The 23,927-nt window shown below is 70.7% G+C and carries 22 protein-coding genes; 8 read left to right on the plus strand and 14 right to left on the minus strand.

Features of this window, described 5'->3' with window-relative positions:
* The 6 genes from ACIQ6Y_RS07115 to ACIQ6Y_RS07140 form a co-directional block, all read right to left on the minus strand.
* Entirely contained in the window at positions 1 to 1,257 is a 1,257-nt protein-coding gene (locus ACIQ6Y_RS07115) for a cysteine desulfurase (protein ID WP_404034013.1), read from the minus strand.
* Entirely contained in the window at positions 1,254 to 2,018 is a 765-nt protein-coding gene (gene sufC, locus ACIQ6Y_RS07120) for a Fe-S cluster assembly ATPase SufC (protein WP_404034015.1), read from the minus strand. Before sufC ends, ACIQ6Y_RS07115 begins: the two co-directional genes overlap by 4 nt.
* Before the next feature lie 7 nt (positions 2,019 to 2,025).
* The gene (locus ACIQ6Y_RS07125; RefSeq protein ID WP_404034017.1) at positions 2,026 to 2,355 is read right to left on the minus strand and encodes a bifunctional 3-phenylpropionate/cinnamic acid dioxygenase ferredoxin subunit; all 330 of its coding nucleotides are present in this window, start codon (positions 2,353 to 2,355) and stop codon (positions 2,026 to 2,028) included.
* The gene (gene sufD, locus ACIQ6Y_RS07130; protein ID WP_404034019.1) at positions 2,355 to 3,536 is read right to left on the minus strand and encodes a Fe-S cluster assembly protein SufD; all 1,182 of its coding nucleotides are present in this window, start codon (positions 3,534 to 3,536) and stop codon (positions 2,355 to 2,357) included. The genes ACIQ6Y_RS07125 and sufD overlap by 1 nt, the downstream gene beginning before the upstream one ends.
* 61 nt (positions 3,537 to 3,597) lie before the next feature.
* Positions 3,598 to 5,019: a Fe-S cluster assembly protein SufB gene (gene sufB, locus ACIQ6Y_RS07135; RefSeq protein ID WP_404034021.1), complete on the minus strand. Its 1,422-nt coding sequence runs from the start codon at positions 5,017 to 5,019 to the stop codon at positions 3,598 to 3,600.
* Positions 5,016 to 5,759, minus strand: a complete 744-nt coding sequence (locus ACIQ6Y_RS07140; protein WP_404034023.1) for a helix-turn-helix transcriptional regulator — start codon at positions 5,757 to 5,759, stop codon at positions 5,016 to 5,018. The genes sufB and ACIQ6Y_RS07140 overlap by 4 nt, the downstream gene beginning before the upstream one ends.
* A gap of 193 nt (positions 5,760 to 5,952) precedes the next feature.
* Here ACIQ6Y_RS07140 and ACIQ6Y_RS07145 point away from each other — a divergent pair, with 193 nt between their 5' ends.
* From ACIQ6Y_RS07145 to ACIQ6Y_RS07155, 3 genes are read left to right on the plus strand one after another with little or no spacing between them, the layout of a single operon-like run.
* Positions 5,953 to 6,876 (plus strand): ABC transporter ATP-binding protein, encoded by a 924-nt coding sequence (locus ACIQ6Y_RS07145; protein WP_404034025.1) that lies wholly within the window; start codon positions 5,953 to 5,955, stop codon positions 6,874 to 6,876.
* Complete coding sequence (locus ACIQ6Y_RS07150) at positions 6,873 to 7,643, plus strand: ABC transporter permease (RefSeq protein ID WP_404034027.1); 771 nt, start codon at positions 6,873 to 6,875, stop codon at positions 7,641 to 7,643. Before ACIQ6Y_RS07145 ends, ACIQ6Y_RS07150 begins: the two co-directional genes overlap by 4 nt.
* Before the next feature lie 46 nt (positions 7,644 to 7,689).
* Positions 7,690 to 8,712 carry a heme A synthase gene (locus ACIQ6Y_RS07155; protein ID WP_404034029.1) on the plus strand — a complete coding sequence of 341 codons (1,023 nt, stop codon included), beginning with the start codon at positions 7,690 to 7,692 and terminating at the stop codon, positions 8,710 to 8,712.
* Here ACIQ6Y_RS07155 and ACIQ6Y_RS07160 read toward each other — a convergent pair.
* The 4 genes from ACIQ6Y_RS07160 to ACIQ6Y_RS07175 all read right to left on the minus strand — a co-directional run bounded on the left by ACIQ6Y_RS07160 (position 8,667) and on the right by ACIQ6Y_RS07175 (position 12,050).
* Positions 8,667 to 9,401: a nucleotidyltransferase gene (locus tag ACIQ6Y_RS07160; RefSeq protein WP_404034031.1), complete on the minus strand. Its 735-nt coding sequence runs from the start codon at positions 9,399 to 9,401 to the stop codon at positions 8,667 to 8,669. The two genes, ACIQ6Y_RS07155 and ACIQ6Y_RS07160, sit on opposite strands and share 46 nt — an antisense overlap.
* An 18-nt stretch (positions 9,402 to 9,419) precedes the next feature.
* Complete coding sequence (locus tag ACIQ6Y_RS07165; protein ID WP_404034033.1) at positions 9,420 to 10,526, minus strand: amidohydrolase family protein; 1,107 nt, start codon at positions 10,524 to 10,526, stop codon at positions 9,420 to 9,422.
* 178 nt (positions 10,527 to 10,704) lie between these two features.
* Positions 10,705 to 11,025, minus strand: a complete 321-nt coding sequence (locus ACIQ6Y_RS07170) for a hypothetical protein (RefSeq protein WP_404034035.1) — start codon at positions 11,023 to 11,025, stop codon at positions 10,705 to 10,707.
* Positions 11,026 to 11,081: 56 nt separating this feature from the next.
* Positions 11,082 to 12,050 (minus strand): heme o synthase, encoded by a 969-nt coding sequence (locus ACIQ6Y_RS07175; RefSeq protein ID WP_404034037.1) that lies wholly within the window; start codon positions 12,048 to 12,050, stop codon positions 11,082 to 11,084.
* Between the two features lie 363 nt (positions 12,051 to 12,413).
* Between ACIQ6Y_RS07175 and tkt the strand changes: the two genes are divergently transcribed.
* Genes tkt through pgl form a run of 5 tightly spaced genes read left to right on the plus strand, consistent with a single transcriptional unit; the run spans position 12,414 to position 19,091 of the window.
* Positions 12,414 to 14,501 carry a transketolase gene (gene tkt, locus ACIQ6Y_RS07180; protein ID WP_404034039.1) on the plus strand — a complete coding sequence of 696 codons (2,088 nt, stop codon included), beginning with the start codon at positions 12,414 to 12,416 and terminating at the stop codon, positions 14,499 to 14,501.
* A gap of 34 nt (positions 14,502 to 14,535) precedes the next feature.
* Positions 14,536 to 15,654: a transaldolase gene (gene tal / locus ACIQ6Y_RS07185; RefSeq protein WP_404034041.1), complete on the plus strand. Its 1,119-nt coding sequence runs from the start codon at positions 14,536 to 14,538 to the stop codon at positions 15,652 to 15,654.
* Between the two features lies 1 nt (position 15,655).
* Positions 15,656 to 17,179, plus strand: a complete 1,524-nt coding sequence (gene zwf / locus ACIQ6Y_RS07190; RefSeq protein ID WP_404034043.1) for a glucose-6-phosphate dehydrogenase — start codon at positions 15,656 to 15,658, stop codon at positions 17,177 to 17,179.
* On the plus strand, positions 17,176 to 18,312 hold the full coding sequence (opcA, locus tag ACIQ6Y_RS07195) for a glucose-6-phosphate dehydrogenase assembly protein OpcA (protein WP_404034045.1): 1,137 nt from the start codon (positions 17,176 to 17,178) through the stop codon (positions 18,310 to 18,312). Before zwf ends, opcA begins: the two co-directional genes overlap by 4 nt.
* The gene (gene pgl / locus ACIQ6Y_RS07200; RefSeq protein ID WP_404034047.1) at positions 18,309 to 19,091 is read left to right on the plus strand and encodes a 6-phosphogluconolactonase; all 783 of its coding nucleotides are present in this window, start codon (positions 18,309 to 18,311) and stop codon (positions 19,089 to 19,091) included. The genes opcA and pgl overlap by 4 nt, the downstream gene beginning before the upstream one ends.
* Before the next feature lie 60 nt (positions 19,092 to 19,151).
* Here the strand turns inward: pgl and ACIQ6Y_RS07205 are convergent, their stop codons facing one another.
* The 4 genes from ACIQ6Y_RS07205 to ACIQ6Y_RS07220 form a co-directional block, all read right to left on the minus strand.
* Positions 19,152 to 20,528 carry an FAD-binding oxidoreductase gene (locus ACIQ6Y_RS07205; protein ID WP_404034049.1) on the minus strand — a complete coding sequence of 459 codons (1,377 nt, stop codon included), beginning with the start codon at positions 20,526 to 20,528 and terminating at the stop codon, positions 19,152 to 19,154.
* A 126-nt stretch (positions 20,529 to 20,654) separates the two neighbouring features.
* Positions 20,655 to 22,322, minus strand: coding sequence for a LuxR C-terminal-related transcriptional regulator (locus ACIQ6Y_RS07210; protein ID WP_404036316.1), 1,668 nt, complete (start codon positions 22,320 to 22,322; stop codon positions 20,655 to 20,657).
* Between the two features lie 84 nt (positions 22,323 to 22,406).
* Entirely contained in the window at positions 22,407 to 23,405 is a 999-nt protein-coding gene (locus tag ACIQ6Y_RS07215) for a hypothetical protein (RefSeq protein WP_404034051.1), read from the minus strand.
* A gap of 94 nt (positions 23,406 to 23,499) precedes the next feature.
* The gene (locus ACIQ6Y_RS07220; RefSeq protein ID WP_019885342.1) at positions 23,500 to 23,787 is read right to left on the minus strand and encodes an RNA polymerase-binding protein RbpA; all 288 of its coding nucleotides are present in this window, start codon (positions 23,785 to 23,787) and stop codon (positions 23,500 to 23,502) included.
* Positions 23,788 to 23,927: the final 140 nt, after the last annotated feature.

Here is a 23,927-nt window from a genome sequence, read left to right on the forward strand (position 1 = left end):
TCAGCCGAAGAAGTTCCGTACGTGCTCCAGCCCCTCGACCAGTGCGTCGATCTCGGCCGGCGTGGAGTACAGATAGAACGACGCTCGCGTGGTCGCAGGAATTCCGTAGCGCAGGCACACGGGCCGCGCGCAGTGGTGGCCGACCCGGACCGCGATGCCCTGCTCGTCGAGGACCTGGCCCACGTCGTGCGGGTGGATGTCGCCGAGCGTGAAGGAGATCGCGGCGCCCCGGTCCTCGGCCGTGGTCGGGCCGATGATGCGCAGGTCAGGGACCTCCGTGAGGCGCTTGACCGCGTACTCCGTGAGCGCGTGCTCATGGGCGAGGATCTTGTCCATGCCGATCGAGTTGAGGTAGTCGATCGCCGCGCCCAGACCGACCGCCTGCGCGATCGGCGGGGTGCCCGCCTCGAACTTGTGCGGCGCCGGAGCGTACGTCGACGAGTGCATCGACACGGTCTCGATCATCTCGCCGCCTCCGAGGAACGGAGGCAGGTCCTCCAGCAGCTCCTGGCGGCCCCACAGCACACCGATGCCGGTCGGGGCGCACATCTTGTGGCCGGTGAAGGCCACGAAGTCGGCCTGGAGGGCCTGTACGTCCAGCGGCATGTGCGGCGCGGCCTGGGAGGCGTCGATGCAGACCAGCGCACCGACCTCCTGGGCGCGGCGGACGATCGCCTCGACCGGGTTGAAGGTGCCCAGGATGTTGGAGACCAGCACGAAGGAGACGATCTTCGTCTTCTCGGTGATGATCTCGTCGATGTTGGACAGGTCGAGGCGGCCGTCGTCGGTGAGGCCGAACCACTTCAGCTTCGCGCCGGTGCGCTGCGCGAGCAGCTGCCACGGCACGATGTTGGAGTGGTGCTCCATCTCCGTGATGACGATCTCGGTGTCGGAGTCCACGCGGTAGGGCTCGTCGGCCCAGCCCAGCATGTTCGCGACGAGGTTGAGCGACTCGGAGGCGTTCTTCGTGAAGATCACCTCGTCGCGCGAGGGCGCGTTGATGAACTCGGCGACCTTGTCGCGCGCGCCCTCGTACAGCGCCGTGGCCTCCTCGGCGAGCACATGCACACCGCGGTGGACGTTGGCGTTGTAGCGCTCGTAGTACTCGCTCAGGGCGTCCAGTACCTGGCGCGGCTTCTGCGAGGTCGCCGCGTTGTCCAGGTACACCAGCTTCCGGCCGTCGTGGACCTGACGGTCCAGGATGGGGAAGTCCTTGCGGATCGCCTCGGTGTCGAGGAGGCCCGGCAGCTGCGTCACGCGGATACGCCACCCTTCGTGTATGCCTCGTAGCCCTCGTTCTCCAGCTTGTCGGCGAGCTCGGCGCCGCCGGACTCGACGATGCGGCCGCCGGAGAAGACGTGGACGAAGTCGGGCTTGATGTAGCGCAGGATGCGCGTGTAGTGCGTGATCAGCAGGGTGCCGACCTCACCGGTCTCGCGGACGCGGTTGACGCCCTCGGAGACGATGCGGAGCGCGTCGACGTCCAGGCCGGAGTCGGTCTCGTCGAGGATCGCGACCTTCGGCTTGAGCAGCTCGAGCTGGAGGATCTCGTGGCGCTTCTTCTCACCGCCGGAGAAGCCCTCGTTGACGTTGCGCTCGGCGAAGGCGGGGTCCATGTTGAGGCGCTCCATGGCCTCCTTGACCTCCTTCACCCAAAGGCGCAGCTTGGGGGCCTCGCCGCGGATGGCCGTGGCGGACGTACGGAGGAAGTTGGAGACCGAGACGCCGGGGACCTCGACCGGGTACTGCATCGCCAGGAACAGACCCGCGCGGGCGCGCTCGTCGACGGACATCTCCAGGACGTCCTCGCCGTCGAGGGTGACGGAACCGCCGGTGATCGTGTACTTCGGGTGACCCGCGAGGGAGTAGGCGAGGGTCGACTTGCCGGAGCCGTTGGGGCCCATGATGGCGTGCGTCTCGCCCTGCTTCACGGTGAGGTCGACGCCCTTGAGGATCTCCTTCGTGGCGTTGTCGGCCTCGACGGTGACGTGCAGGTCTCGGATTTCAAGCGTTGCCATGGGTGCCTCAGGACTCCTGGGTGACGGAGGCGCTGACGTCGACAAGGACGCTGCCCCCTTCGATCTTTACGGGGTATACGGGGACGGGGCGCGTCGCGGGAAGGCCGGACGGCTTGCCGGTGCGGAGGTCGAACGCGGAGCCGTGCAGCCAGCACTCGATCTGGCAGTCCTCCACCTCGCCCTCGGAGAGGGAGACGTTCGCGTGGGAGCAGATGTCGTGAATGGCGAACACCTCGCCCTCGGTCTGCACGACCGAGACCGGCGTGCCGTCGAGTTCCACCCGCTTCGGGGTGTCCTCCTCCAGCTCGCTCAGCTCGCAGGCGCGTACGAAGGCCATCAGACTGTGGCCTCCAGCTCCTCGTCGATCTTCGCGAGAAGGCGCTCCTCGATGTCGTCGACACCGATCTGCTGGACCAGCTCGGCGAAGAAGCCGCGGACCACCAGGCGACGGGCCTCGTCGGCGGGAATGCCGCGGGCCATCAGGTAGAAGAGCTGCTCGTCGTCGAAGCGGCCGGTGGCGGAGGCGTGGCCGGCGCCGACGATCTCGCCGGTCTCGATCTCCAGGTTGGGCACGGAGTCGACCCGGGCGCCGTCGGTCAGCACCAGGTTGCGGTTCATCTCGTACGTGTCCGTGCCCTCGGCCTTGGCCTCGATGAGCACGTCGCCGATCCACACCGCGTGGGCGCCCTCGCCCTGCAGCGCGCCCTTGTAGACGACGTTGGACTTGCAGTGCGGGACGTTGTGGTCGACCAGGAGGCGGTGCTCCTGGTGCTGACCGGCGTCCGTGAAGTACAGGCCGAACAGCTCGGCCTCGCCGCCGGTGCCGGCGTAGGTCACGCGCGGGTGGAGGCGGACGACGTCGCCGCCGAAGGTCACCACGACCGACTTGAACGAGGCGTCCCGCCCGATGAGGGCGTTGTGCTGGGCCACGTGCACGGCCTTGTCGTCCCAGTCCTGGACGGAGACGACGGTCAGCTTGGCGCCGTCGCCCAGGACGTAGTCGACGTTGGCGGCGAGGACCGCGTCACCGGTGTGGTCGATGACGACGACGGCCTCGGCGAAGGCGCCCAGCTCGATCACCTGGTGGCCGAAGCGGGTGCCGCCCTCGCCGTGCACGGCGATCCGGATCGGCTCGGTGAGGACCGTCTCCTTGGGGACGGTGACCACGCCGGCCTTCTCGAACGCCGAGTACGCCTGGGCGGCGATGCGGTCCACCGGGGTGCCCGCCTTGCCCAGGCGCGCGTCGTCGCGGCCGACGGTCTCGACGGTGACGCCCTCGGGGGCCTGCACGTCGACCTTCACGCCGTCGCCGGTGGCGACGGCGGTGCCGTCGTGCAGCCCGCGCAGGCGCTCCAGCGGGGTGAACCGCCACTCCTCCTCGCGGCCGTGCGGGACCGGGAAGTCCGCCACGTCGAAGGAGGGGGGCGCGCTCATGCGCGTGGCGACGGTCGACTCGGCGGCAACGGCCACCGCGCCGGCGGTGGTGGACCCCACCGGGATGTTCTGAGCCTCAGCCATGGCTGTCGGTCTGCTCTCTTCCTACGTCAGATTTCGCTAGCTGTGTCCAGGAGTGCGGGTCTTAACCGACCGCGCCTTCCATCTGCAGCTCGATCAGCCGGTTGAGCTCCAGCGCGTACTCCATCGGCAGCTCCTTCGCGATGGGCTCGACGAAGCCGCGGACGATCATCGCCATCGCCTCGAACTCGCTCAGACCGCGGCTCATCAGGTAGAAGAGCTGGTCCTCGGAGACCTTGGAGACGGTCGCCTCATGGCCCATGGACACGTCGTCCTCGCGGACGTCCACGTAGGGGTACGTGTCGGAGCGGGAGATGGTGTCGACGAGCAGCGCGTCGCACAGCACGTTGGACTTCGAGCCGTGGGCGCCCTCGCCGATCTCGACGAGACCGCGGTAGGAGGTGCGGCCGCCGCCGCGCGCCACGGACTTCGAGACGATGTTGGAAGAGGTGTTCGGCGCCATGTGGACCATCTTGGAGCCGGCGTCCTGGTGCTGGCCCTCGCCCGCGAAGGCGATGGACAGGGTCTCGCCCTTGGCGTGCTCGCCCATCAGGTAGACGGCCGGGTACTTCATCGTCACCTTGGAGCCGATGTTGCCGTCGATCCACTCCATGGTCGCGCCCTCGTAGGCGACGGCGCGCTTGGTGACCAGGTTGTAGACGTTGTTCGACCAGTTCTGGATGGTCGTGTAGCGGCAGCGGGCGTTCTTCTTGACGATGATCTCGACCACGGCGCTGTGCAGCGAGTCCGACTTGTAGATCGGGGCCGTACAACCCTCGACGTAGTGCACGTAGGCACCCTCGTCGACGATGATCAGAGTCCGCTCGAACTGGCCCATGTTCTCGGTGTTGATCCGGAAGTAGGCCTGGAGCGGGATCTCCACGTGCACGCCCGGCGGCACGTAGATGAAGGAGCCGCCCGACCACACGGCGGTGTTCAGGGAGGCGAACTTGTTGTCACCGACCGGGATGACGGTGCCGAAGTACTCCTTGAAGAGCTCCGGGTGCTCCTTCAGGGCCGTGTCGGTGTCGAGGAAGATGACGCCCTGCTCCTCCAGGTCCTCGCGGATCTGGTGGTAGACGACCTCCGACTCGTACTGGGCGGCGACACCGGCGACGAGGCGCTGCTTCTCGGCCTCCGGGATGCCCAGCTTGTCGTAGGTGTTCTTGATGTCCTCGGGCAGGTCCTCCCAGGACTCCGCCTGCTTCTCCGTGGAGCGTACGAAGTACTTGATGTTGTCGAAGTCGATGCCCGACAGGTCCGAGCCCCAGTTCGGCATGGGCTTCTTGTCGAACAGGCGCAGGCCCTTGAGGCGGAGCTTCGTCATCCACTCCGGCTCGCTCTTCTTCGCGGAGATGTCGCGGACGACGTCCTCGCTCAGACCGCGCTTCGCGGAGGCACCGGCCTCGTCGGAGTCGGCCCAGCCGTATTCGTACTTGCCCAGGCCCTCGAGCTCAGGGTGGGCAGTCTCCGTGGGGAGAGTCATGCGGGGTTCCTCCCGGCCGTGCTTGCAGGTGCGTCAGTGGAAATCTTGGGGATGAACGTCGTGCATACGCCGTCGCCGTGGGCGATGGTCGCGAGCCGCTGGACGTGGGTCCCGAGCAGCTCGGCGAAGAACTCGGTCTCCGCCTCGCACAGCTGGGGGAACTGCTCCGCGACATGAGCCACCGGGCAGTGGTGCTGGCACAGCTGCTCGCCGAGCTGCCGACCGGGTGCGCTGCGCGCCGTAGCAGCGTACCCGTCGGCCGACAGGGCTTTGGCCAGGGCTTCGGCCCGCTGTTCGGGGGCGACCGCCTCGACTGCCTCGCGGTACGTGCCCGCCTGCGCTGCGATACGGGCCCGGGCGAAGGCGGCGACCGCTTCCTGGCCGCCCTCCTGCTCGGCGATCCAGCGCAGCGCGTCCGCGGCGAGTTTGTCGTAGGACTGGTCGAAGGCGTCGCGGCCGCAGTCGGTGAGTGCGAAGACCTTGGCGGGGCGGCCGCGGGTGCGGGTGCCGTACACGCGCTGTTCGCGGGCTTCGACGACGTCGTCGGCGACCAGGGCGTCGAGGTGGCGGCGGACGGCGGCCTGGGTCAGGCCCAGCCGGGCGGCCAGCTCGGCGACGGTCGACGGCCCGTGGTCCAGGATGGACCGCGCGACCCGGTTGCGTGTCGAACGCTCTCCGGTCGCGAGTTCCTCCTGAGGGGCCCCCGTGGGGGTCTCCCGAGCCTCGCCGACGTTTTTCACAACGCCATTGTTGCGTAATTCCTCAGACCGGGGCAAGCGCCGTTCGGATCACCCGACGGTGCCCTGCGTCACTTAGGTATACCTAATGTGACCTGCGGAAACGATCTTTGATCGATCAAATGCGACCCCTCTGACCAGGGCTCTTCGCACCCGCGCACCACAGCACCCCCCGGCGAACCTAGACTCTCGAACCATGCGAACCGATCCCGTCCTCCAGGTGCAGTCCCTGGTCAAGCGGTACGGCGAGAAAACCGCGGTGGACGGCCTCGATCTGGTGGCCCGGCCCGGAGTCACCGCCGTACTCGGACCCAACGGCGCCGGCAAGACGACCACGGTCGAGACGTGCGAGGGGTACCGCAGGCCGGACTCCGGCACGGTGCGTGTCCTGGGTCTCGACCCGGTGCGGCAGGCGGCCGCGCTGCGTCCCCGGATCGGCGTGATGCTCCAGTCCGGCGGCGTCTACTCCGGCGCTCGCGCGGAGGAGATGCTGCGCCATGTGGCCAAGCTGCACGCCCACCCGCTGGACGTGGACGCGCTGATCGAACGCCTCGGGCTCGGCTCCTGCGGCCGCACGACCTACCGGCGGCTGTCCGGCGGCCAGCAGCAGCGGCTCGCCCTGGCCATGGCGGTCGTGGGCCGCCCCGAGCTGGTGTTCCTCGACGAGCCGACCGCCGGACTCGACCCGCAGGCCCGCCGCGCCACCTGGGACCTCGTCCGCGACCTGCGCGCCGACGGTGTCTCGGTGATCCTCACCACCCACTACATGGACGAGGCCGAGCAGCTCGCCGACGACGTCGCGATCATCGACGCGGGCCAGGTCATCGCCCAGGGCTCCCCCGAGGAGCTGTGCCGCGGCGGCGCCGAGAACACCCTGCGCTTCACCGGCCGCCCCGGCCTCGACGTCGGCTCGCTGCTCAAGGCGCTCCCCGCGGACAGCGCCGCCGCCGAGCTGACCCCCGGCTCCTACCGGGTCACCGGCAAGGTCGACCCCCAGCTGCTGGCCACCGTCACCTCCTGGTGCGCCCAGCACGGCGTGATGCCGGACCGCATCTCGGTGGAGCGGCACACGCTGGAGGACGTTTTTCTCGAGCTGACCGGCAAGGAGCTGCGCTCGTGAGCGCCACTGGTACGTACACCCCGAACCCGGGCGCGGCGCCCCTGGGACGCATGATCGCGGCCCAGGCGGTGCTGGAGACGAAGATGCTCCTGCGCAACGGCGAGCAACTGCTGCTCACGGTCGTCATCCCGACGCTGCTGCTGGTGCTGTTCGGTTCGGTGGACATCGTCGACACCGGCGAGGGCGAGGCCGTGGACTTCCTCACGCCCGGCATCCTCGCGCTCGCGGTGATGTCGACCGCGTTCACCGGCCAGGCCATCGCGACCGGCTTCGAGCGCCGCTACGGCGTGCTCAAGCGGCTGGCCGCCTCACCGCTGCCGCGCTGGGCCCTGATGACCGCGAAGACGGCGTCCGTGCTGGTCACCGAGGTCCTCCAGGTGCTCCTGGTGACGGTGATCGCCTTCGCGCTGGGCTGGAACCCGCACGGCAACCCCTTCGCCGTCCTGCTGCTCCTGATCCTCGGCACGGCAGCGTTCTCCGGGCTCGGCCTGCTGATGGCGGGCACGCTGAAGGCGGAGGCGACCCTCGCGGCCGCGAACCTGGTGTTCCTGCTGCTGCTCGTCGGCGGCGGGGTGATCGTGCCGCTGGACAAGTTCCCCTCCGGCGTCCAGGACGCGCTGGCCCTGCTGCCCATCTCGGCGCTGTCCGACGGGCTGCGGGACGTGCTGCAGCACGGGGCCGGCATGCCGTGGGGCGACCTGGGGATTCTCGCGGTGTGGGCGGTCGTGGGGCTGGCCGCGGCGGGCCGCTTCTTCCGCTGGGAGTAGGCACACCGGGGCCCCTCGTGAACGCGTGCACAAGCGGGCGCCTACGATGGTGCGCGTGCCAAAGCTGACCCGCGCCGACGCCGCCGAGGCCGTGCGCAACCCGCTCGCCTTCATCGCCGCACGCTGGACGCCGACCCCTCGGACGGTCCAGCGGGCGGCTCTCGCCGCGCTCCTCATGGCGGTCGTGATCGTCGTCACCGGCGGCGCCGTCCGCCTCACCGGCTCGGGCCTCGGCTGCCCGACCTGGCCGAAGTGCACCGACGACTCGCTGACCACCACCAGCGAGATGGGCCTGCACGGCTACATCGAGTTCGGCAACCGCATGCTGACGTACGTGCTGTGCGCCGCCGTCGGCTGGGCGATCATCGCCGCGCGCTCCGAGAAGCCGTACCGGCGCAGCCTGACCCGCCTCGGCTGGGCACAGTTCTGGATCGTGATGGGCAACGCGGTGCTCGGCGGCATCGTGGTGCTCGTCGGCCTGAACCCGTACACGGTCGCGGCCCACTTCCTGCTGTCCACCGCGCTCATCGCGGTGGCCACGGCGATGTGGCAGCGCACCCGTGAGGGCGACGTGGAGCCTCGGCCCCTGGTCGGCCGGTCCGTGCAGCAGCTGGTGTGGGCGCTGGTCGCCGTCACCGTCCTGCTGATCGCCGTCGGCACGGTCGTCACCGGCGCGGGCCCGCACGCGGGCGACTCCAGCGAGGTCGAGCGCATGCCGCTGAACTGGGAGGACGTCAGCAAGCTGCACGCCGTCCTGGCCTGGATCACGGTCACCCTGACCTTCGCCCTGTGGTTCGTCCTCAAGGCGGTCGACGCCCCGAAGGGCCCGCTGGGCCGCACCCGCGACCTGTTCGTGGTGCTGCTCGCGCAGGGCGTCATCGGGTACGTCCAGTACTTCACCGATCTGCCCGAGGTCCTGGTGGGCGCGCACATGCTCGGCTCCTGCCTGGTGTGGATCGCGGTGCTGCGCGTCCTGCTGGCGCTGCGCGAACGCCCCGAGACCGAGGTGGCGGACCTGCCGGTTCAGCCGTACGAGGCGACCAGCGCGTCGATCGCCGGGCCCAGGTAGGCCCGGGTCAGGTCGGCTCGGCGGGCCGTCCATTCGTCGCCGGGCGGCACCGGGGTGCCGTAGCGGCGGGCGCGGATGTCCTCCACGAGCTCGCCGGGCGCCCCGAGGCCGGGCAGCAGGTCCAGGGCCTCGCGTTTGGAGATCAGCCGCCCGTCGCTCAGGGTCGCGCTCGCGCGGGCGAAGGTGAGCAGGCCGAGGTCGACCCAGACGTCCCGGGTCCACAGCCGGGCGTCGGCGAGGGCAGGGCGCCAGTAGTCCCGCTGGTCGCGTACGACGAACCGGGCCAGCTGTCCGTCCGGCACCGGCGGCAGCAGCCCGGCGGGCGGCCGCCCGTGCAGCACCCGGCCGAAGGCGTGCAGCTCGGTGCGGGTCACCGGGGTGACGGGCCGTTTGTACAGCTCCTCGTGCGCCCAGGTCAGATGGGGCCGCGCCGGGTCGTCCATGGTCGTCGGCGTCAGATAGGTGCAGTGCAGCAGCGGGGCCAGCGGCTCCCTCCGCAGCCGGGCGTGCACCAGCGCCAGCCGCCAGACCGTACGCGGACCGATGCCGTCCAGTACGGCGATCAGGTCGAGGTCGCTGCGGCCCTCCTGGTAGTCGCCGCCGGCCAGGGAGCCGTGGGCCCAGACGGCGACGGGGTCCAGTGGGGCCAGGTGGGCGAGGAACCGGTCGAGTAAGGCGTCGGTCTGCATGGGCCCAGTCTGGACAGTTCAGTCCAGGCCGTACACCCTGCGCGCGTTGCCCGCCGCGACCATGCCCGCGACCCGCTGGGCGTCCCCCAGCGACCAGGCGCCCTCCGCGACCCACGCGCCCAGCACCCGGGCGAGCCCCTCCCGGAACAGCCGGGCGCCGACCACATGCAGCTCGGGCAGCGCGTGGGCGCCGCTGGAGAAGAGGACCTTGCCGAAGGGGGCCAGCTCCAGGATCTCCGCGAGGACCGTGGCCGCGCGGGCCCCGGTGCGGGCCAGGGCCGCGCCCGAGTCGGCGTACACATGCGGGAAGACACCTGCGAGGTGGGCGGCGTGCCGGTGGTACGGGTAACCGTGCAGCAGCACCAGGTCGGTGCCCAGGCCCGCGGTCGCCCGCACGAAGTCGGTGAGCAGCACCGGGTCGGTGCGGTCGATGCGCAGGCCGGGCTCGCCGAGGCCCGCGTGCAGTTGGAGGGGCCTTCCCGAGGCGACGGCGATCCACAGCAGGTGCCGCAGCAGGACGGGGTCGCTCAGCTCGCCGCCGACCCTGCGGCCGGCCAGCCAGCGGCCCGCGGCGCCCCGCACCTCGCCGGGTCCGGGCGGCTCGGGTGCCAGCGCGAGGCCGTGCCGTACGCCGGCGACGGAGGTGAAGGCCACCGCGTGCGCGGCGGCGCCGTGCACCGACTCGGCGAGGTTGGCGAGGAAGGACTCGACGGTGCCGGAGGTGTCGGCGACCTGCTCCGCGAGCAGCTCCAGCCGGACGACCTCGCGGGCCTGGGCGGCGGCGGCCGTGGCCATCTCGTCCGGCCCGGTCAGGTCGCCCGGCAGGCCGGTGTCCATCAGGTACGTCGTGATGCCGCTGCCGCGCAGCAGCCTGCGGCCGGCCTCCAGGACGCCCAGTTCACGGCGGCGTGCGAGATAGCGGGCCGGGGAGCAGTGGGGTTCCAGGCCCAGCAGGGGCGGACACCAGCGGCGTACGGCGAAGCCGGTCTGGGTGTCGAAGAGGGTGGTGCCGGGGGCGGGCGGGCCCTCGGTACGCGACAGCTGGGCCTCGAAGGTGCCGAGGCCCAGCTCTGTTCTCAGTACGCCGTGGCAGTACTGGTCCACGAGGGACGGCGTCTCGATCATCCCGGCTTCCCGTGTGGGCGTGTTGCTGTTACACGTCCTAACGGGTGACAGGGGATTCGGGTGCGCCTGTTCAGAGGGGCGGCTGGGCTCGTTCGGCGGCTACCGGCCGTTCGTGGCTGGTCGCGCCCACGCGGCGGAGCCGCATATTGATACAGCCCCGCGCCCCTGACTACGTCACCTAACCGCCGATCTGGATGCCCGCCATCCGCTTCCACTCGTACGCGCCGGTCTTCACCTTCGCCGCGAACTCCCCGTCGAAGTCCTCGTGGGTGGTGATGCCGGACTTGGCCACGGCCTGCTGGGCGATGGCGTACGTGGGGGCGACCAGGTTGCCCCACTCGCCGTCCTCGCCGACGAGGGCGATGCGGGCGCCGCGCTCGCCGATGTACGCGACCTGTCCCTCGGCACCGCCGTGGGCCTTGGCGAAGGCGCTGATCTGCTTGGCGAGCCGGGCGACCTTGCGCTCGGCGTTCGCGTCAACCTGCTGCGTGTCTGCCATGGACAGGATGCTACCGAGCGGTAGATCGTTCGGCGACGTGACGCTTGCCTCAGCTTCTACCGCAGGAACGGGTCCACCGCGACCGCGACGAAGAGCAGCGAGACATAGGTGATGGACCAGTGGAACAGGCGCATCTCCTTGAGCTTCGCGCCCGTCACCTCGGCCTTGGCCCGGTTCTGCAGGGCGTGCGCCTCCCACAGCCACCAGCCGCCCGAGGCGAGGGCGACGGCGGTGTAGAACCAGCCGGTGTAGCCGAGCGGGGTGAGCAGCAGCGACACGGCGACCATGACCCAGCTGTAGAGCACGATCTGCTTGGCGACAGTCTTGTTGGAGGCGACGACCGGCAGCATGGGCACGCCCACGCGCGCGTAGTCCTCCTTGACCTTCATGGACAGCGGCCAGTAGTGCGGCGGCGTCCAGAAGAAGATGACCAGGAAGAGGATGACGGGCGCCCAGGACAGGGAGTCCTTCACCGCGCTCCAGCCGATCAGCACCGGCATACAGCCCGCGATGCCGCCCCACACGATGTTCTGCGCGGTGCGGCGCTTGAGGATCATCGTGTAGACGACGACGTAGAAGAGGAGCGCGCCGAGGGAGAGCCAGGCGCTCAGCCAGTTGACCGTGAGGCCGAACAGCAGGGTGGAGACCACCGCGAGGGCGATGCCGAAGGCGAGGCACTCGCGCGGGCTGACCATGCCGGTCACCAGCGGCCGCTGCGAGGTGCGGTCCATCAGCGCGTCGATGTCGCGGTCGATGTACATGTTCAGCGCGTTGGCGCCGCCGGCCGACAGGTAGCCGCCGACGCAGGTGAGCAGCACCAGACGCAGGTCCGGCACGCCCTGCTCGGCGAGGAACATCACCGGAACGGTGGTGATGAGCAGCAACTCGATGATCCGCGGCTTGGTCAGCGCCACGAACCCCTTGACCCGGGCCCCGAACGGCCGCCGAGCCGGGCTCTCGCTCGTCCCGATAACCCCCGCAGGACGGGATTCAACGGCCGTCACGCACACCCCTGACAGAGACATCCCAGCAAGCCCGCCCGTGTGAAGTCCGGGTAAAGGCTCGCGCGTACCACGCCACTGTAGACGTTGCCCAGACCCGGACATTCGCGGGGGTCGACTCGTGTTGAGCGGCGCGGTCGGAAGAGCCCGGCGGCTCTCGGTTGAGCACTCGTTCGAGCGGCTCCGTATTCACTTGCCGAAAAGCGTCACAGCCCAGTCGGCAGGCGGATGTCCGAGAGTCCCGGCAGTCTGGAATGAGCCGAAAAAACGCACGTCCTTACGGGGGTAGGCTCAACACGGCCGGTGTGCGTCGAGCGCATCGGCGGCCGGTGGGCGCGCGCCCGGAAGACCGGCTACCCGACATGTGGAGAGGAGCCCTGACTCAGGGTGAGCACCAAGCCGACCACCACAGACCTCGAGTGGACCGAGTTGGACCAGCGGGCCGTCGACACCGCCCGCGTCCTGGCCGCCGATGCCGTACAGAAGGTCGGCAACGGCCATCCGGGTACGGCGATGAGCCTGGCGCCTGCCGCCTACACCCTCTTCCAGAAGGTGATGCGGCACGACCCCGCCGATGCCGACTGGGTCGGCCGCGACCGCTTCGTGCTGTCCGCCGGCCACTCGTCCCTGACCCTCTACACCCAGCTCTACCTGGCCGGCTTCGGCCTGGAGCTGGACGACCTGAAGTCGTTCAGGACCTGGGGCTCCAAGACCCCGGGCCACCCCGAGTACGGCCACACCGTGGGCGTGGAGACGACCACGGGCCCGCTGGGCCAGGGTGTCGCCAACGCCGTGGGCATGGCGATGGCCGCCCGCTACGAGCGCGGTCTGTTCGACCCGGAGGCCCCCGCCGGGGAGTCCCCCTTCGACCACTACGTCTTCTGCATCGCCGGTGACGGCTGCCTCCAGGAGGGCATCTCCGCCGAGGCGTCCTCGCTGGCCGGCCACCAGAAGCTCGGCAACCTGGTCCTGCTGTGGGACGACAACCACATCTCGATCGAGGGCGACACCGAGACGGCCGTCTCCGAGGACACCGCCAAGCGCTACGAGGCCTACGGCTGGCACGTCCAGCGCGTGGAGCCGCAGGCCAACGGCGACCTCGACCCGAAGGCGATCTACGCGGCGATCCAGAAGGCCAAGGCGGTCACCGACCGGCCGTCCTTCATCGCCATGCGCTCGATCATCGCCTGGCCCGCCCCGAACGCCCAGAACACCGAGGCCGCGCACGGCTCGGCGCTGGGCGACGACGAGGTCGCGGCGACCAAGCGCGTGCTGGGCTTCGACCCGGAGCAGAGCTTCGAGGTCTCCGACGAGGTCATCGGTCACACCCGGCAGGCGCTGGAGCGCGGCCGGCAGGCCAAGGCCGAGTGGGAGAAGTCCTTCCAGGAGTGGCGCAACAGCAACCCCGAGCGGGCTGCCGAGTTCGACCGCATCAACAAGGGCGAGCTGCCGACCGGCTGGGAGGAGAAGATCCCGGTCTTCGAGCCCGGCAAGGGTGTCGCCACCCGTGCCGCCTCCGGCAAGGTGCTCCAGGCGCTCGGCGCGGTCATCCCGGAGCTGTGGGGCGGCTCGGCCGACCTGGCCGGCTCGAACAACACCACGATCGACAAGACCTCGTCGTTCCTGCCCGCGGGCAACCCGCTTCCCGAGGCGGACCCGTACGGCCGCACCGTGCACTTCGGTATCCGCGAGCACTCCATGGCCGCGGAGATGAACGGCATCGCGCTGCACGGTCACACCCGGATCTACGGCGGCACCTTCCTGGTGTTCTCCGACTACATGCGCAACGCCGTGCGGCTGTCGGCGCTGATGCACCTGCCGGTGACGTACGTCTGGACGCACGACTCCATCGGTCTCGGCGAGGACGGCCCGACCCACCAGCCGGTGGAGCACCTGGCCTCGCTGCGCGCCATCCCGGGCCTGAACGTCGTACGCCCGGCGGACGCCAACGAGACCGCGATCGCCTGGCGCGAGATCCTCAAGCGCTACACGAAGGTGTTCGGCAAGGGCGCCCCGCACGGTCTGATCCTGACCCGCCAGGGTGTGCCGACGTACGAGTCGAACGACGACGCGGCCCGCGGCGGCTACGTCCTGTTCGAGGCGTCGAACGGCACGCCGGAGGTCATCCTCATCGGCACCGGTTCCGAGGTGCACGTGGCCGTCGAGGCGCGCGAGCAGCTGGAGGCGGCCGGGGTCCCGACGCGGGTGGTGTCCATGCCGTCCGTGGAGTGGTTCGAGGAGCAGGACCAGGGGTACCGGGACAGCGTTCTGCCTCCTGCCGTGAAGGCGCGTGTCGCGGTCGAGGCCGGTATCGGTCTGACCTGGCACAAGTACGTCGGTGACGCCGGCCGGATCGTCTCCCTGGAGCACTTCGGTGCGTCCGCCGACGGCAAGGTCCTCTTCCGCGAGTACGGCTTCACCGCCGAGAACGTGGCCGACAAGGCGCGGGAATCGATCGCCGCAGCTCAGCGCTGACGCTGACATACGACACGTAGGAGATGCATTTTCCATGACAGACGCACTCAAGCGCCTCTCCGAGGAGGGCGTCGCGATCTGGCTGGACGACCTGTCCCGCAAGCGGATCACGTCCGGCAACCTGGCCGAGCTGATCGACCAGAGCTACGTCGTGGGCGTCACCACCAACCCGACGATCTTCCAGAAGGCGATCTCGTCGGGTGACGGCTACGAGCAGCAGCTGACCGATCTGGCCGCCCGCAAGGTGACCGTCGACGAGGCCGTCCGCATGATCACCACGGCGGACGTCCGGGACGCGGCCGACATCCTGCGCCCGGTCTACGACCGGACGAACGGCCAGGACGGCCGGGTCTCCATCGAGGTCGACCCGCGCCTGGCCCACAACACCGCCGCGACCATCGCCGAGGCCAAGCAGCTGGCCTGGCTGGTGGACCGGCCCAACACCCTGATCAAGATCCCGGCCACCAAGGCGGGTCTGCCGGCCATCACCGAGGTGATCGGCAACGGCATCAGCGTCAACGTCACGCTGATCTTCTCGCTGGAGCGCTACCGCGAGGTGATGGACGCCTACCTGGCGGGCCTGGAGAAGGCGAAGGAGAAGGGCCTGGACCTCTCCCTCATCCACTCCGTGGCGTCCTTCTTCGTGTCCCGTGTGGACACCGAGATCGACAAGCGCATCGACGCGCTGGGCACCGACGAGGCCAAGGCCGCGCGCGGCAAGGCCGCCGTCGCCAACGCGCGGCTCGCCTACCAGGCGTACGAGGAGGTCTTCTCCTCCGACCGCTGGAGCAAGCTGGAGAACGCCGGCGCCAACAAGCAGCGTCCGCTGTGGGCGTCGACCGGTGTGAAGGACCCGGCGTACAAGGACACGCTGTACGTCGACGACCTGGTGGCGCCGAACACGGTGAACACCATGCCGGAGGCCACGCTGCTGGCCACCGAGGACCACGGCCAGATCACCGGTGACACCGTCGCCGGCACGTACGAGCAGGCCCGTGCCGACCTCGACGCGGTCGAGAAGCTCGGGATCGCGTACGACGACGTGGTCCAGCTCCTTGAGGACGAGGGCGTCGAGAAGTTCGAGGCGTCCTGGAACGACCTGCTGACCTCGACCGAGGCCGAGCTGAAGCGTCTCGCTCCCTCGGAGGGCTGAATTGTCAAGCAGCAACCCGCTGCGTGACCCCGCCGACCGACGGCTCCCGCGTATCGCGGGGCCGTCGGGTCTGGTGATCTTCGGCGTCACGGGCGATTTGTCACGTAAAAAGCTGATGCCCGCCGTGTACGACCTCGCCAACCGGGGCCTGCTGCCGCCGGGCTTCTCCCTGGTGGGCTTCGCCCGCCGCGAGTGGCAGCACGAGGACTTCGCGCAGGAGGTCCACGACGCGGTCAAGGAGCACGCCCGCACGCCCTTCCGCGAGGAGGTCTGGCAGCAGCTCATCCAGGGCATGCGCTTCGTGCAGGGCACCTTCGACGACGACGACGCCTTCGAGCGGCTGCGCGGCACCATCGAGGAGCTGGACAAGGCCCAGGGCACGGGCGGCAACTTCGCCTTCTACCTGTCGGTGCCGCCGCGCTCCTTCCCGGTGGTCATCCAGCAGCTGAAGAAGCACGGCCTGGCCGACCAGACCGGCGGCTCCTGGCGCCGCGCGGTCATCGAGAAGCCCTTCGGACACGACCTGAAGTCGGCCGAGGAGCTCAACAAGGTCGTGCACGAGGTCTTCGGCTCGGACCAGGTCTTCCGTATCGACCACTACCTGGGCAAGGAGACCGTCCAGAACATCCTGGCGCTCCGCTTCGCCAACACGATGTTCGAGCCGATCTGGAACCGGTCGTACGTCGACCATGTGCAGATCACCATGGCCGAGGACATCGGCATCGGCGGCCGCGCCGGCTACTACGACGGCATCGGCGCCGCCCGTGACGTCATCCAGAACCACCTGCTCCAGCTGCTCGCGCTGACCGCGATGGAGGAGCCCGCCTCCTTCGACGCGGACGCGCTCGCCGCCGAGAAGACCAAGGTGCTCGGCGCGGTCCGGCTGCCCAAGGACCTGGGCCGGGACACCGTGCGCGGCCAGTACGCGGCCGGCTGGCAGGGTGGCGCGAAGGCCGTCGGCTATCTGCAGGAGGAGGGCATCGACCCCGACTCCAAGACCGACACCTACGCGGCCATCAAGGTGGGCATCGACAACCGCCGCTGGGCGGGCGTGCCGTTCTATCTGCGCACCGGCAAGCGGCTCGGCCGCCGGGTGACGGAGATCGCGGTCGTCTTCCAGCGCGCGCCCCACTCCCCCTTCGACACGACGGCGACGGAGGAGCTGGGCCAGAACGCGATCGTCATCCGCGTCCAGCCCGACGAGGGCGTCACCGTCCGCTTCGGCTCCAAGGTGCCCGGCACCTCGATGGAGATCCGGGACGTGTCGATGGACTTCGCGTACGGCGAGTCCTTCACCGAGTCGAGCCCGGAGGCCTACGAGCGGCTCATCCTCGATGTGCTGCTCGGCGACTCCAACCTCTTCCCGCGCACCGAGGAGGTCGAGCTGTCCTGGAAGATCCTCGACCCGATCGAGGAGTACTGGGACACGCACGGCAAGCCGGCGCAGTACCCGGCCGGCACCTGGGGGCCCGTCGAGGCGGACGAGATGCTTCAGCGAGACGGACGGAGCTGGCGCCGGCCATGAAGATAGACCTCACGGACACCACGGCCAGCAAGATCAACAAGGCATTGGTGCAGGGCCGGCGCGCGATCGGCACCCCTGCGGTCGGCATGGTCCTCACCCTCGTCATCGTCACCGACGAGGAGAACGCCTACGACGCCCTGCGCGCCGCCAACGACGCCTCGCGCGAGCACCCCTCGCGCACCCTGGTCGTCATCAAGCGCGTCTCGCGCGGCCCGCGCGACCGCACCCAGTCCCGGCTCGACGCCGAGGTCCGGGTCGGCGCCGACGCGGGCACGGGCGAGACCGTCGTATTGCGGCTGTACGGCGAGGCGGTCGACCACGCCCAGTCGGTGGTGCTGCCGCTGCTGCTGCCCGACGCCCCGGTGGTCGTCTGGTGGCCGGTCAACGCGCCGCTGAACCCGGCCGAGGACCCGCTGGGCGCCCTCGCCCAGCGCCGGGTCACCGACAGCTACGCCGCCGAGCACCCGGTGCAGGAACTCGCCGCCCGCGCCTCGGCCTACACCCCCGGCGACACGGACCTGTCGTGGACCCGCATCACGCCTTGGCGCTCGATGCTGGCCGCGGCCCTGGACCAGGTCGTCTGCCAGGTGCAGGCCGTGGAGGTCGAGGGCGAGGAGTTCAACCCGAGCTGCGAGCTGCTCGCCATGTGGCTCGCGGACCGGCTCGGCGTGCCCGTCAAGCGCTCGGTGTCCGTCGGCCCCGGTCTGACCGGGGTCCGCATGGACACCGACCGCGGCCCGATCGTCCTGGACCGCGCCGACGGCACCCTCGCGACCCTGTCCATCCAGGGGCAGCCCGACCGTGCGGTGGCGCTCAAGCGCCGCGAGACGGCCGAGCTGATCGCGGAGGAGCTGCGGCGGCTGGACCCGGACGACACGTACGCGTCCGCGCTGCGGTTCGGGGTGGAGCGGCTTTCGACGGGGGTTGCGGCCCAGGCCGGGGCCGCCGCCGAGGTCACCGCCGAGACGGCCGACCCGGTCGCCCCTGAGGAACCGGCCGCCTCGGAGGAACCGGCTGCCTCGGACGAGCCCGTCGCGGTCCCCGCTCCGGAGGAGTCCGCGGCGAAGGCCCCCGCGAAGAAGGCCGCCAAGAAGGCCCCGGCGAAGACCACGAGGAAGGCGGCCGCGAAGTGACCACTCCTCAGCTCGTCGTCCACCACGACAAGGACCTGATGGCGCAGGCCGCCGCGGCCCGGCTGATCACGAAGATCGTGGACGCGCAGGCCTCGCGCGGCTCCGCGTCCGTCGTGCTCACCGGCGGCCGCAACGGCAACGGCCTCCTCGCGGCCCTCGCCGCGGCCCCGGCCCGCGACGCCGTCGACTGGACCCGCCTGGACCTGTGGTGGGGGGACGAGCGCTTCCTGCCCGAGGGCGACCCCGAGCGCAATGTCACCCAGGCCCGTGAGGCACTGCTGGACTCGGTGCCGCTGGACCCGAAGCGCGTGCACGCCATGCCCGCGTCGGACGGTCCGTACGGCGCCGACGTGGACGCCGCGGCCGCGGGCTACGCCGAGGAGCTGGCCCGCGCGGCCGGCCCCGAGAACCATGGCGCGGTGCCGACCTTCGACGTGCTGATGCTGGGCGTCGGCCCGGACACGCACGTGGCCTCGCTGTTCCCGGAGCTGCCCGCGGTGCGTGAGACCGAGCGCACGGTGGTCGGTGTCCACGGCGCGCCCAAGCCGCCGCCCACCCGCGTCTCCCTCACCCTCCCGGCGATCCGGGCGGCCCGTGAGGTGTGGCTGCTGGCGGCCGGCGAGGACAAGGCGCAGGCCGCGGCCATCGCCCTGTCCGGCGCCGGGGAGATCCAGGCCCCGGCGGCGGGCGCCCGCGGCCGGCAGCGCACCCTGTGGCTGCTGGACTCGGCGGCGGCCTCCCAGCTGCCGCGCTCGCTGTACCCGCCGGCGTCGCCCTGAGCCTGTCGAGCAGCGTCGTCCGGAAGGCCCCAGGTACTGCGCCTGGGGCCTTCTCGGCGTTCAGGGTGCGATGTTGTGGTTCAGCCGGAACAGGTTCCCCGGGTCGTGGCGCCGCTTGATCTCCGTCAGACGCTCGTAGTTCGCCCGGTAGTTGTCCCGTACGAGGTTCTGGTCGTCGCCGTCGAAGAAGTTGACGTACCCGCCCTCGGCGGAATGCGGCAGCAGCGCCCCGTAGAAGCCGCGCACCCAGTCCCTCTGCGCCTCGCACTCCTCGCGGGTGGTGAGGGTGCCGGACAGTGCGGTCGCGAAGTCGACGTCCCGGTAGGCGAAGGCGGTGTCCTGCGGTCCGACCCGCTGCACCGCGCCGTCGAGCGGGAAGACGACCGTGGCGCTCTCCAGGGAGGGCGTCGAGGCGCCGTACTCGATGTACGCGTCGATGGCCCCGTCGGGCAGGCCGCGGCTGAAGGTGCCCTTCCAGTAGTGGAACAGGCCCGCGGGCAGCAGCTCGTCGAAGAGGGTGTTGATCACGGGGTAGGGCATCCGCTCGACCATCTGTCCGAGCACGGGGCCGAGTCCGGTCAGACGTGCGCGGATCTCGTCGTCCCTCTCCTCGGGCCCGGTCCAGCAGACGATCACGCCGCAGATCGGCCGCCCGTGCCAGCGCTCGGGCAGGAACGGCAGCGGTGGACCGAGCGCGACGGCGAACAACGCCCCGAGCCGCCCGTCGGAGTCGGCGATCATCTCCCGGTAGCGGCGGATCACCTCCCCGTCGAGCGGGTAGAACGTCGGCCCGCCGAGGATGTCGGCGATGGGGTGCAGCCGGTACACGAACGACGTGACGACCCCGAAGTTCCCTCCCCCGCCGCGCACCGCCCACATCAGGTCGGCGTTCTGCTCCTCCGTGCAGGTCAGGAAGGACCCGTCGGCCGTCACCAGGTCGACCGAGAGCAGGTTGTCGCAGGCCAGACCGCAGCGCCGGGCGAGATAGCCCATGCCGCCGCCCGTGGTCAGGCCGCCGACGCCGGTCGACGAGACGACCCCGCCCGTGGTGGCGAGCCCGAACGAGTGCGTGGCGTGGTTGACGTCGGCCCAGGTGCACCCGCCCTCCACCCGTGCCGTACGGGTCTCGGGGTCGACCCGTATCCCGCGCATCCGCCCGAGGTCGAGGACGACCCCGTCGTCGCAGGTCCCGTACCCGGCGACGCCGTGGCTGCCGCCGCGCACCGCCAGCGGCAGCCCCCGTTCCCGGGCGAAGTCCACGGTCGCCATGACATCGCCCGCGTCGACGGCCCTGACGACGATCGCCGGCCGCTTGTCGATCATGGCGTTGTAGACCTTGCGGGCCTCGTCGTAGTCCGGGTCGCCGGGCTCGACGACGTCCCCGCGCAGGGAATCGCGCAGCCACTGCCGGTCCGGGGCTCCTGTGAGGGTGGTCATGACCGCCACCTGCTTTCCGCCAGGTCGGAGAATGTCCGTGCTCCTCCTGTGTACGCCCGGTCCGCGGCACCCCTCATCGCCGGAACCACCCATCCCGTCCCGTCGGGCATGGGCAGAACAGCCCATTCAGGCCAGGCCGTGCTGGTACACGTACGCCGTCGCCGCCGACCGCGAGGACACGTCGAGCTTGGCGAAGATGTTGTTCAGGTGCCGGGCGACGGTGTGCTCGCTGATCACCAGCTCGGCGGCGATCGCCCGGTTGGTGCGGCCCGCGGCGACCAGGCGCAGCACCTCCAGCTCCCGCTCGGTGAGCACCTGGGGACCGTGGCCGCCCAGGCCGCCGAGCAGCGCCGCCGCCCGCCGCGCGTCCGGTGCGGCGCCGAGCCGTTCGAAGAGGCCGCGCGCGGCCCGCAGCTCCATGCGGGCGCCCTCGTCGTCCCCGGCGCTCCGGCAGGCCGCGGCGAGCGTCATCCGCGTCTGCGCCTCCTCGTAGGGGACCCGCAGGGCCAGCCACAGCGCGAGTGCCCGCCGCAGAAGGGGCAGGGCGCGCTCCACGTCGTGGGCCGCGTAGGCCACCGCGCCGCCCGCCGACGCGGCGACGGCGTGCAGCATGGTCGCCTGCGAACCGCACCGCTGCTGCCACTCCCGGGCCAGGCCGCCCAGCTCGTCCGCCGCCGCGCGGGCCTCGTCGAGCCGGTCCAGGGCGAGGGCGACCTCGACCTGGGCGCCGAGCAGCCGGCAGCGGCCGAGCCGGTCCTGACCGGAGGACTGCTCCGCGAGGGCGAGCCGCAGCCCGGCGGCCGACGCCTCGGCCCGGCCCTGGGCCAGCCGCAGCAGGGCGAGTCCGGGCTGCGGGTCCCGGCCGAGCTCGTGCGCCCGTTCGTACGCCTCCTCGGCCGCGGCCGACTCGCCGTACCGCCGCCGGATGTCCCCGACCAGGCGGTAGGCGCCGCCGGCCATCCAGCGCTCGTACGGCAGCAGTTCCTCGCAGGTCCTGCGGGCCTCCTCGAGCGCCTGCGGCCACAGGCCGCGCAGCTCCAGCACCTCCACGCGGTGCACCCGGCACAGTCCCCGGAAGTTGTTCTCCGCGGGCATCGCCGCACACCACCGCATGGCCGCCTCGGTCCACTCGGCCGCGCGCTCCAGATCGACGCAGGCCATGCAGCGCTGGAGGCCCAGGCAGTAGATCCAGCCGGTGAAGAAGGGGCTGAGCTCGCCCGCCATGGCCGCGCACATCGCGTCGTCGAGCAGATCGAGCCCCTCGGCGACGCGTCCCTCGGCCAGCAGCACGCACGCCTGCGCCTGGACGCCCATCGCGTACAGGTCGGGGCTGCCGCAGCGCCGGGCGAGGCCCGCCATGCCCCGGGCGATGGTCATGGCCTCGTCGAACGCGCCGCGCGCCGCGGCCGCCTCGGACTCCATCCACGCGAGGTAGCACTGCTCGACGCACTCCGGCTCCCCGCTCAGATGCCGCCGCGCCCGTCGCAGCCAGCCGGCCGCCACCGCCGTACGCCCCGCGAGCTGATGCTCGTAGAAGAGCATCCAGGCGCAGTACCCGGCCCGCCGGTCGTCCCCGGCCGCGGTGTATCCGGCGTACGCCTTCATCCGCGCGACGATCGACTCGTCGATGCGGCTGGTCCACCAGGCCGCGTCCGCGTAGGCCGCGAAGTCGTCCGGGGTGAGCGGGGCGGGGGCGTCGCTCAGCAGACGGTAGGCCTCGCCCCACGCCTGTCGTGCTACGGCGTCCCGTGCGCGGCCCAGTGCCTGCGCGGCAGCCGCGTCGGAGCCCGCCATCCGGTCAGTCACCCGCGGCTCCCTTCTCGCACCCGCGAGCCGCCCCTTCTTCAGGATAGGCAGCGCGGGACCGGGCGGGCCGCCTCAGGAACCGTGGGGCCCGGGCGCGTAGGGATTCCCGTACGGGTTCCCGTGCGGGTGTCCGTACGGGGCGCCCTGTGGGTGTCCGTAGGGGCCGCCCTGCGGGGGGACGTACGGATTCCCGTGCGGGTGTCCGTAGGGGTTGCCCTGCGGCGGTACGTACGGGTTGCCGTGCGGGTGTCCGTACGGGTTGCCCTGCGGCGGTACGTACGGCGGGGCCGTCGGCGGCATCGGCGGGGGCGGGACCGGGAGGGGCGGGTGGGTCGCCGGGTGGGCGCCCAGGCGGATGCCGTAGCGGTCCTTCAGCCGGCGCATCTCCAGCCAGGCGATGCCCGTGACGGTCACCGGCGCGCCGAGGATGAACACCACGCCCATCGCGAGGCCCAGGCCGTGCAGATCGCCGCTGATGAGGTCGAACAGGGCCATCAGCCAAGACGTGACCGAGGCGAGCAGCGGCGGCAGACAGCGGTGCACGACGGCCGTGCCGAAGAAGTTGCCGGTGATGCGGATGGCCCCCGCGATCGCGAACACGGTTCCCCACAGCGCCGCGAGCATGAACGGCAGCCGGACGAACGGCGAGAGCGAGTTCGTCGAGTAGAACAGCGCGACCGTGCCGATCACCGAACCGACGAACAGGAGAAGCAGTTTGAGGGCGTTCGTCAACGGCACCTTGAGCTGCCCCACCGTGCCGCCGCCCGAGCGCCGCCACACCCAGAGCATGACGCCGACCGTCATCGGGGCGAGGAACAGCAGCACCAGGGACGCGGTCACGGCGTTGCCGAGCACTTCGGTGAAGGCGAAGCCGCCCTGGACGTAGGTGTAGACACCGAGGGCGGCGACGGCTCCCGCGATGACCCTCAGGCGCTTGAGCAGTTCCACCGAGGGATCCACCGAGTCGGGGATCCAGGCCGGATGGAACATCACCCAGGCCACTTTGTAAGGCTTGAGGAAGGACTTGGCGGTGAGCGCGCCGCCGGTCCAGGTCCGCTGAGGCGTTGTCAACTTGCACTCCCCCGAGTGATCGTGTTCATGATCGCCGGAGGAGTCTAACCGGGTGCCCGAACCGGTCGGTGACTGAGGGGAGTTGCCGCGGGCGCTAGATCTCGCCCCGGAGCTTGGCGAGCGCCTCGGCCAGGATCGCCTCACCGTCGGCGTCGCTGCGCCGCTCCCGTACGTACGCCAGATGCGTCTTGTACGGCTCGGTGCGCGGCGGAGCCGGGGGGTTGTCCCGGTCCTGCCCCGCCGGGAACCCGCAGCGCGGGCAGTCCCAGGTGTCGGGCACCTGTGCGTCGCTGGCGAAGCTGGGCTGCGTCTCGTGCCCGTTGGAGCACCAGAAGGAGATGCGCAGACGCGGCGCGGACTCGCCGCGCTCGGCCTCGCCCATCGGCCCCGCCCCGACCCGGCTTCCTCGGATCGCGTTGCCACTTGCCACGGTGTAACTCCCTGCGTGATGGTGCCGCGAAGCGAGTCGGCGTGTCGCTTCGTTGCGAGCGCCTCAGTCTACGTAAGGCCCAACGCGCGTCC

The organism is Streptomyces sp. NPDC096205, from assembly GCF_044763135.1.
Taxonomy (GTDB): Bacteria; Actinomycetota; Actinomycetes; order Streptomycetales; family Streptomycetaceae; genus Streptomyces.

What these genes read in the sequence shown, in the direction of transcription:
- sufC (WP_404034015.1), bottom strand. Translation starts at nt 2,018, where the DNA reads ATGGCAACGCTTGAAATCCGAGACCTGCACGTCACCGTCGAGGCCGAC.
- ACIQ6Y_RS07125 (WP_404034017.1), bottom strand. Translation starts at nt 2,355, where the DNA reads ATGGCCTTCGTACGCGCCTGCGAGCTGAGCGAGCTGGAGGAGGACACC.
- sufD (WP_404034019.1), bottom strand. Translation starts at nt 3,536, where the DNA reads ATGGCTGAGGCTCAGAACATCCCGGTGGGGTCCACCACCGCCGGCGCG.
- sufB (WP_404034021.1), bottom strand. Translation starts at nt 5,019, where the DNA reads ATGACTCTCCCCACGGAGACTGCCCACCCTGAGCTCGAGGGCCTGGGC.
- ACIQ6Y_RS07145 (WP_404034025.1), top strand. Translation starts at nt 5,953, where the DNA reads ATGCGAACCGATCCCGTCCTCCAGGTGCAGTCCCTGGTCAAGCGGTAC.
- ACIQ6Y_RS07155 (WP_404034029.1), top strand. Translation starts at nt 7,690, where the DNA reads ATGGTGCGCGTGCCAAAGCTGACCCGCGCCGACGCCGCCGAGGCCGTG.
- ACIQ6Y_RS07160 (WP_404034031.1), bottom strand. Translation starts at nt 9,401, where the DNA reads ATGCAGACCGACGCCTTACTCGACCGGTTCCTCGCCCACCTGGCCCCA.
- ACIQ6Y_RS07165 (WP_404034033.1), bottom strand. Translation starts at nt 10,526, where the DNA reads ATGATCGAGACGCCGTCCCTCGTGGACCAGTACTGCCACGGCGTACTG.
- ACIQ6Y_RS07170 (WP_404034035.1), bottom strand. Translation starts at nt 11,025, where the DNA reads ATGGCAGACACGCAGCAGGTTGACGCGAACGCCGAGCGCAAGGTCGCC.
- ACIQ6Y_RS07175 (WP_404034037.1), bottom strand. Translation starts at nt 12,050, where the DNA reads ATGTCTCTGTCAGGGGTGTGCGTGACGGCCGTTGAATCCCGTCCTGCG.
- tal (WP_404034041.1), top strand. Translation starts at nt 14,536, where the DNA reads ATGACAGACGCACTCAAGCGCCTCTCCGAGGAGGGCGTCGCGATCTGG.
- opcA (WP_404034045.1), top strand. Translation starts at nt 17,176, where the DNA reads ATGAAGATAGACCTCACGGACACCACGGCCAGCAAGATCAACAAGGCA.
- ACIQ6Y_RS07205 (WP_404034049.1), bottom strand. Translation starts at nt 20,528, where the DNA reads ATGACCACCCTCACAGGAGCCCCGGACCGGCAGTGGCTGCGCGATTCC.
- ACIQ6Y_RS07210 (WP_404036316.1), bottom strand. Translation starts at nt 22,322, where the DNA reads ATGGCGGGCTCCGACGCGGCTGCCGCGCAGGCACTGGGCCGCGCACGG.
- ACIQ6Y_RS07220 (WP_019885342.1), bottom strand. Translation starts at nt 23,787, where the DNA reads ATGGGCGAGGCCGAGCGCGGCGAGTCCGCGCCGCGTCTGCGCATCTCC.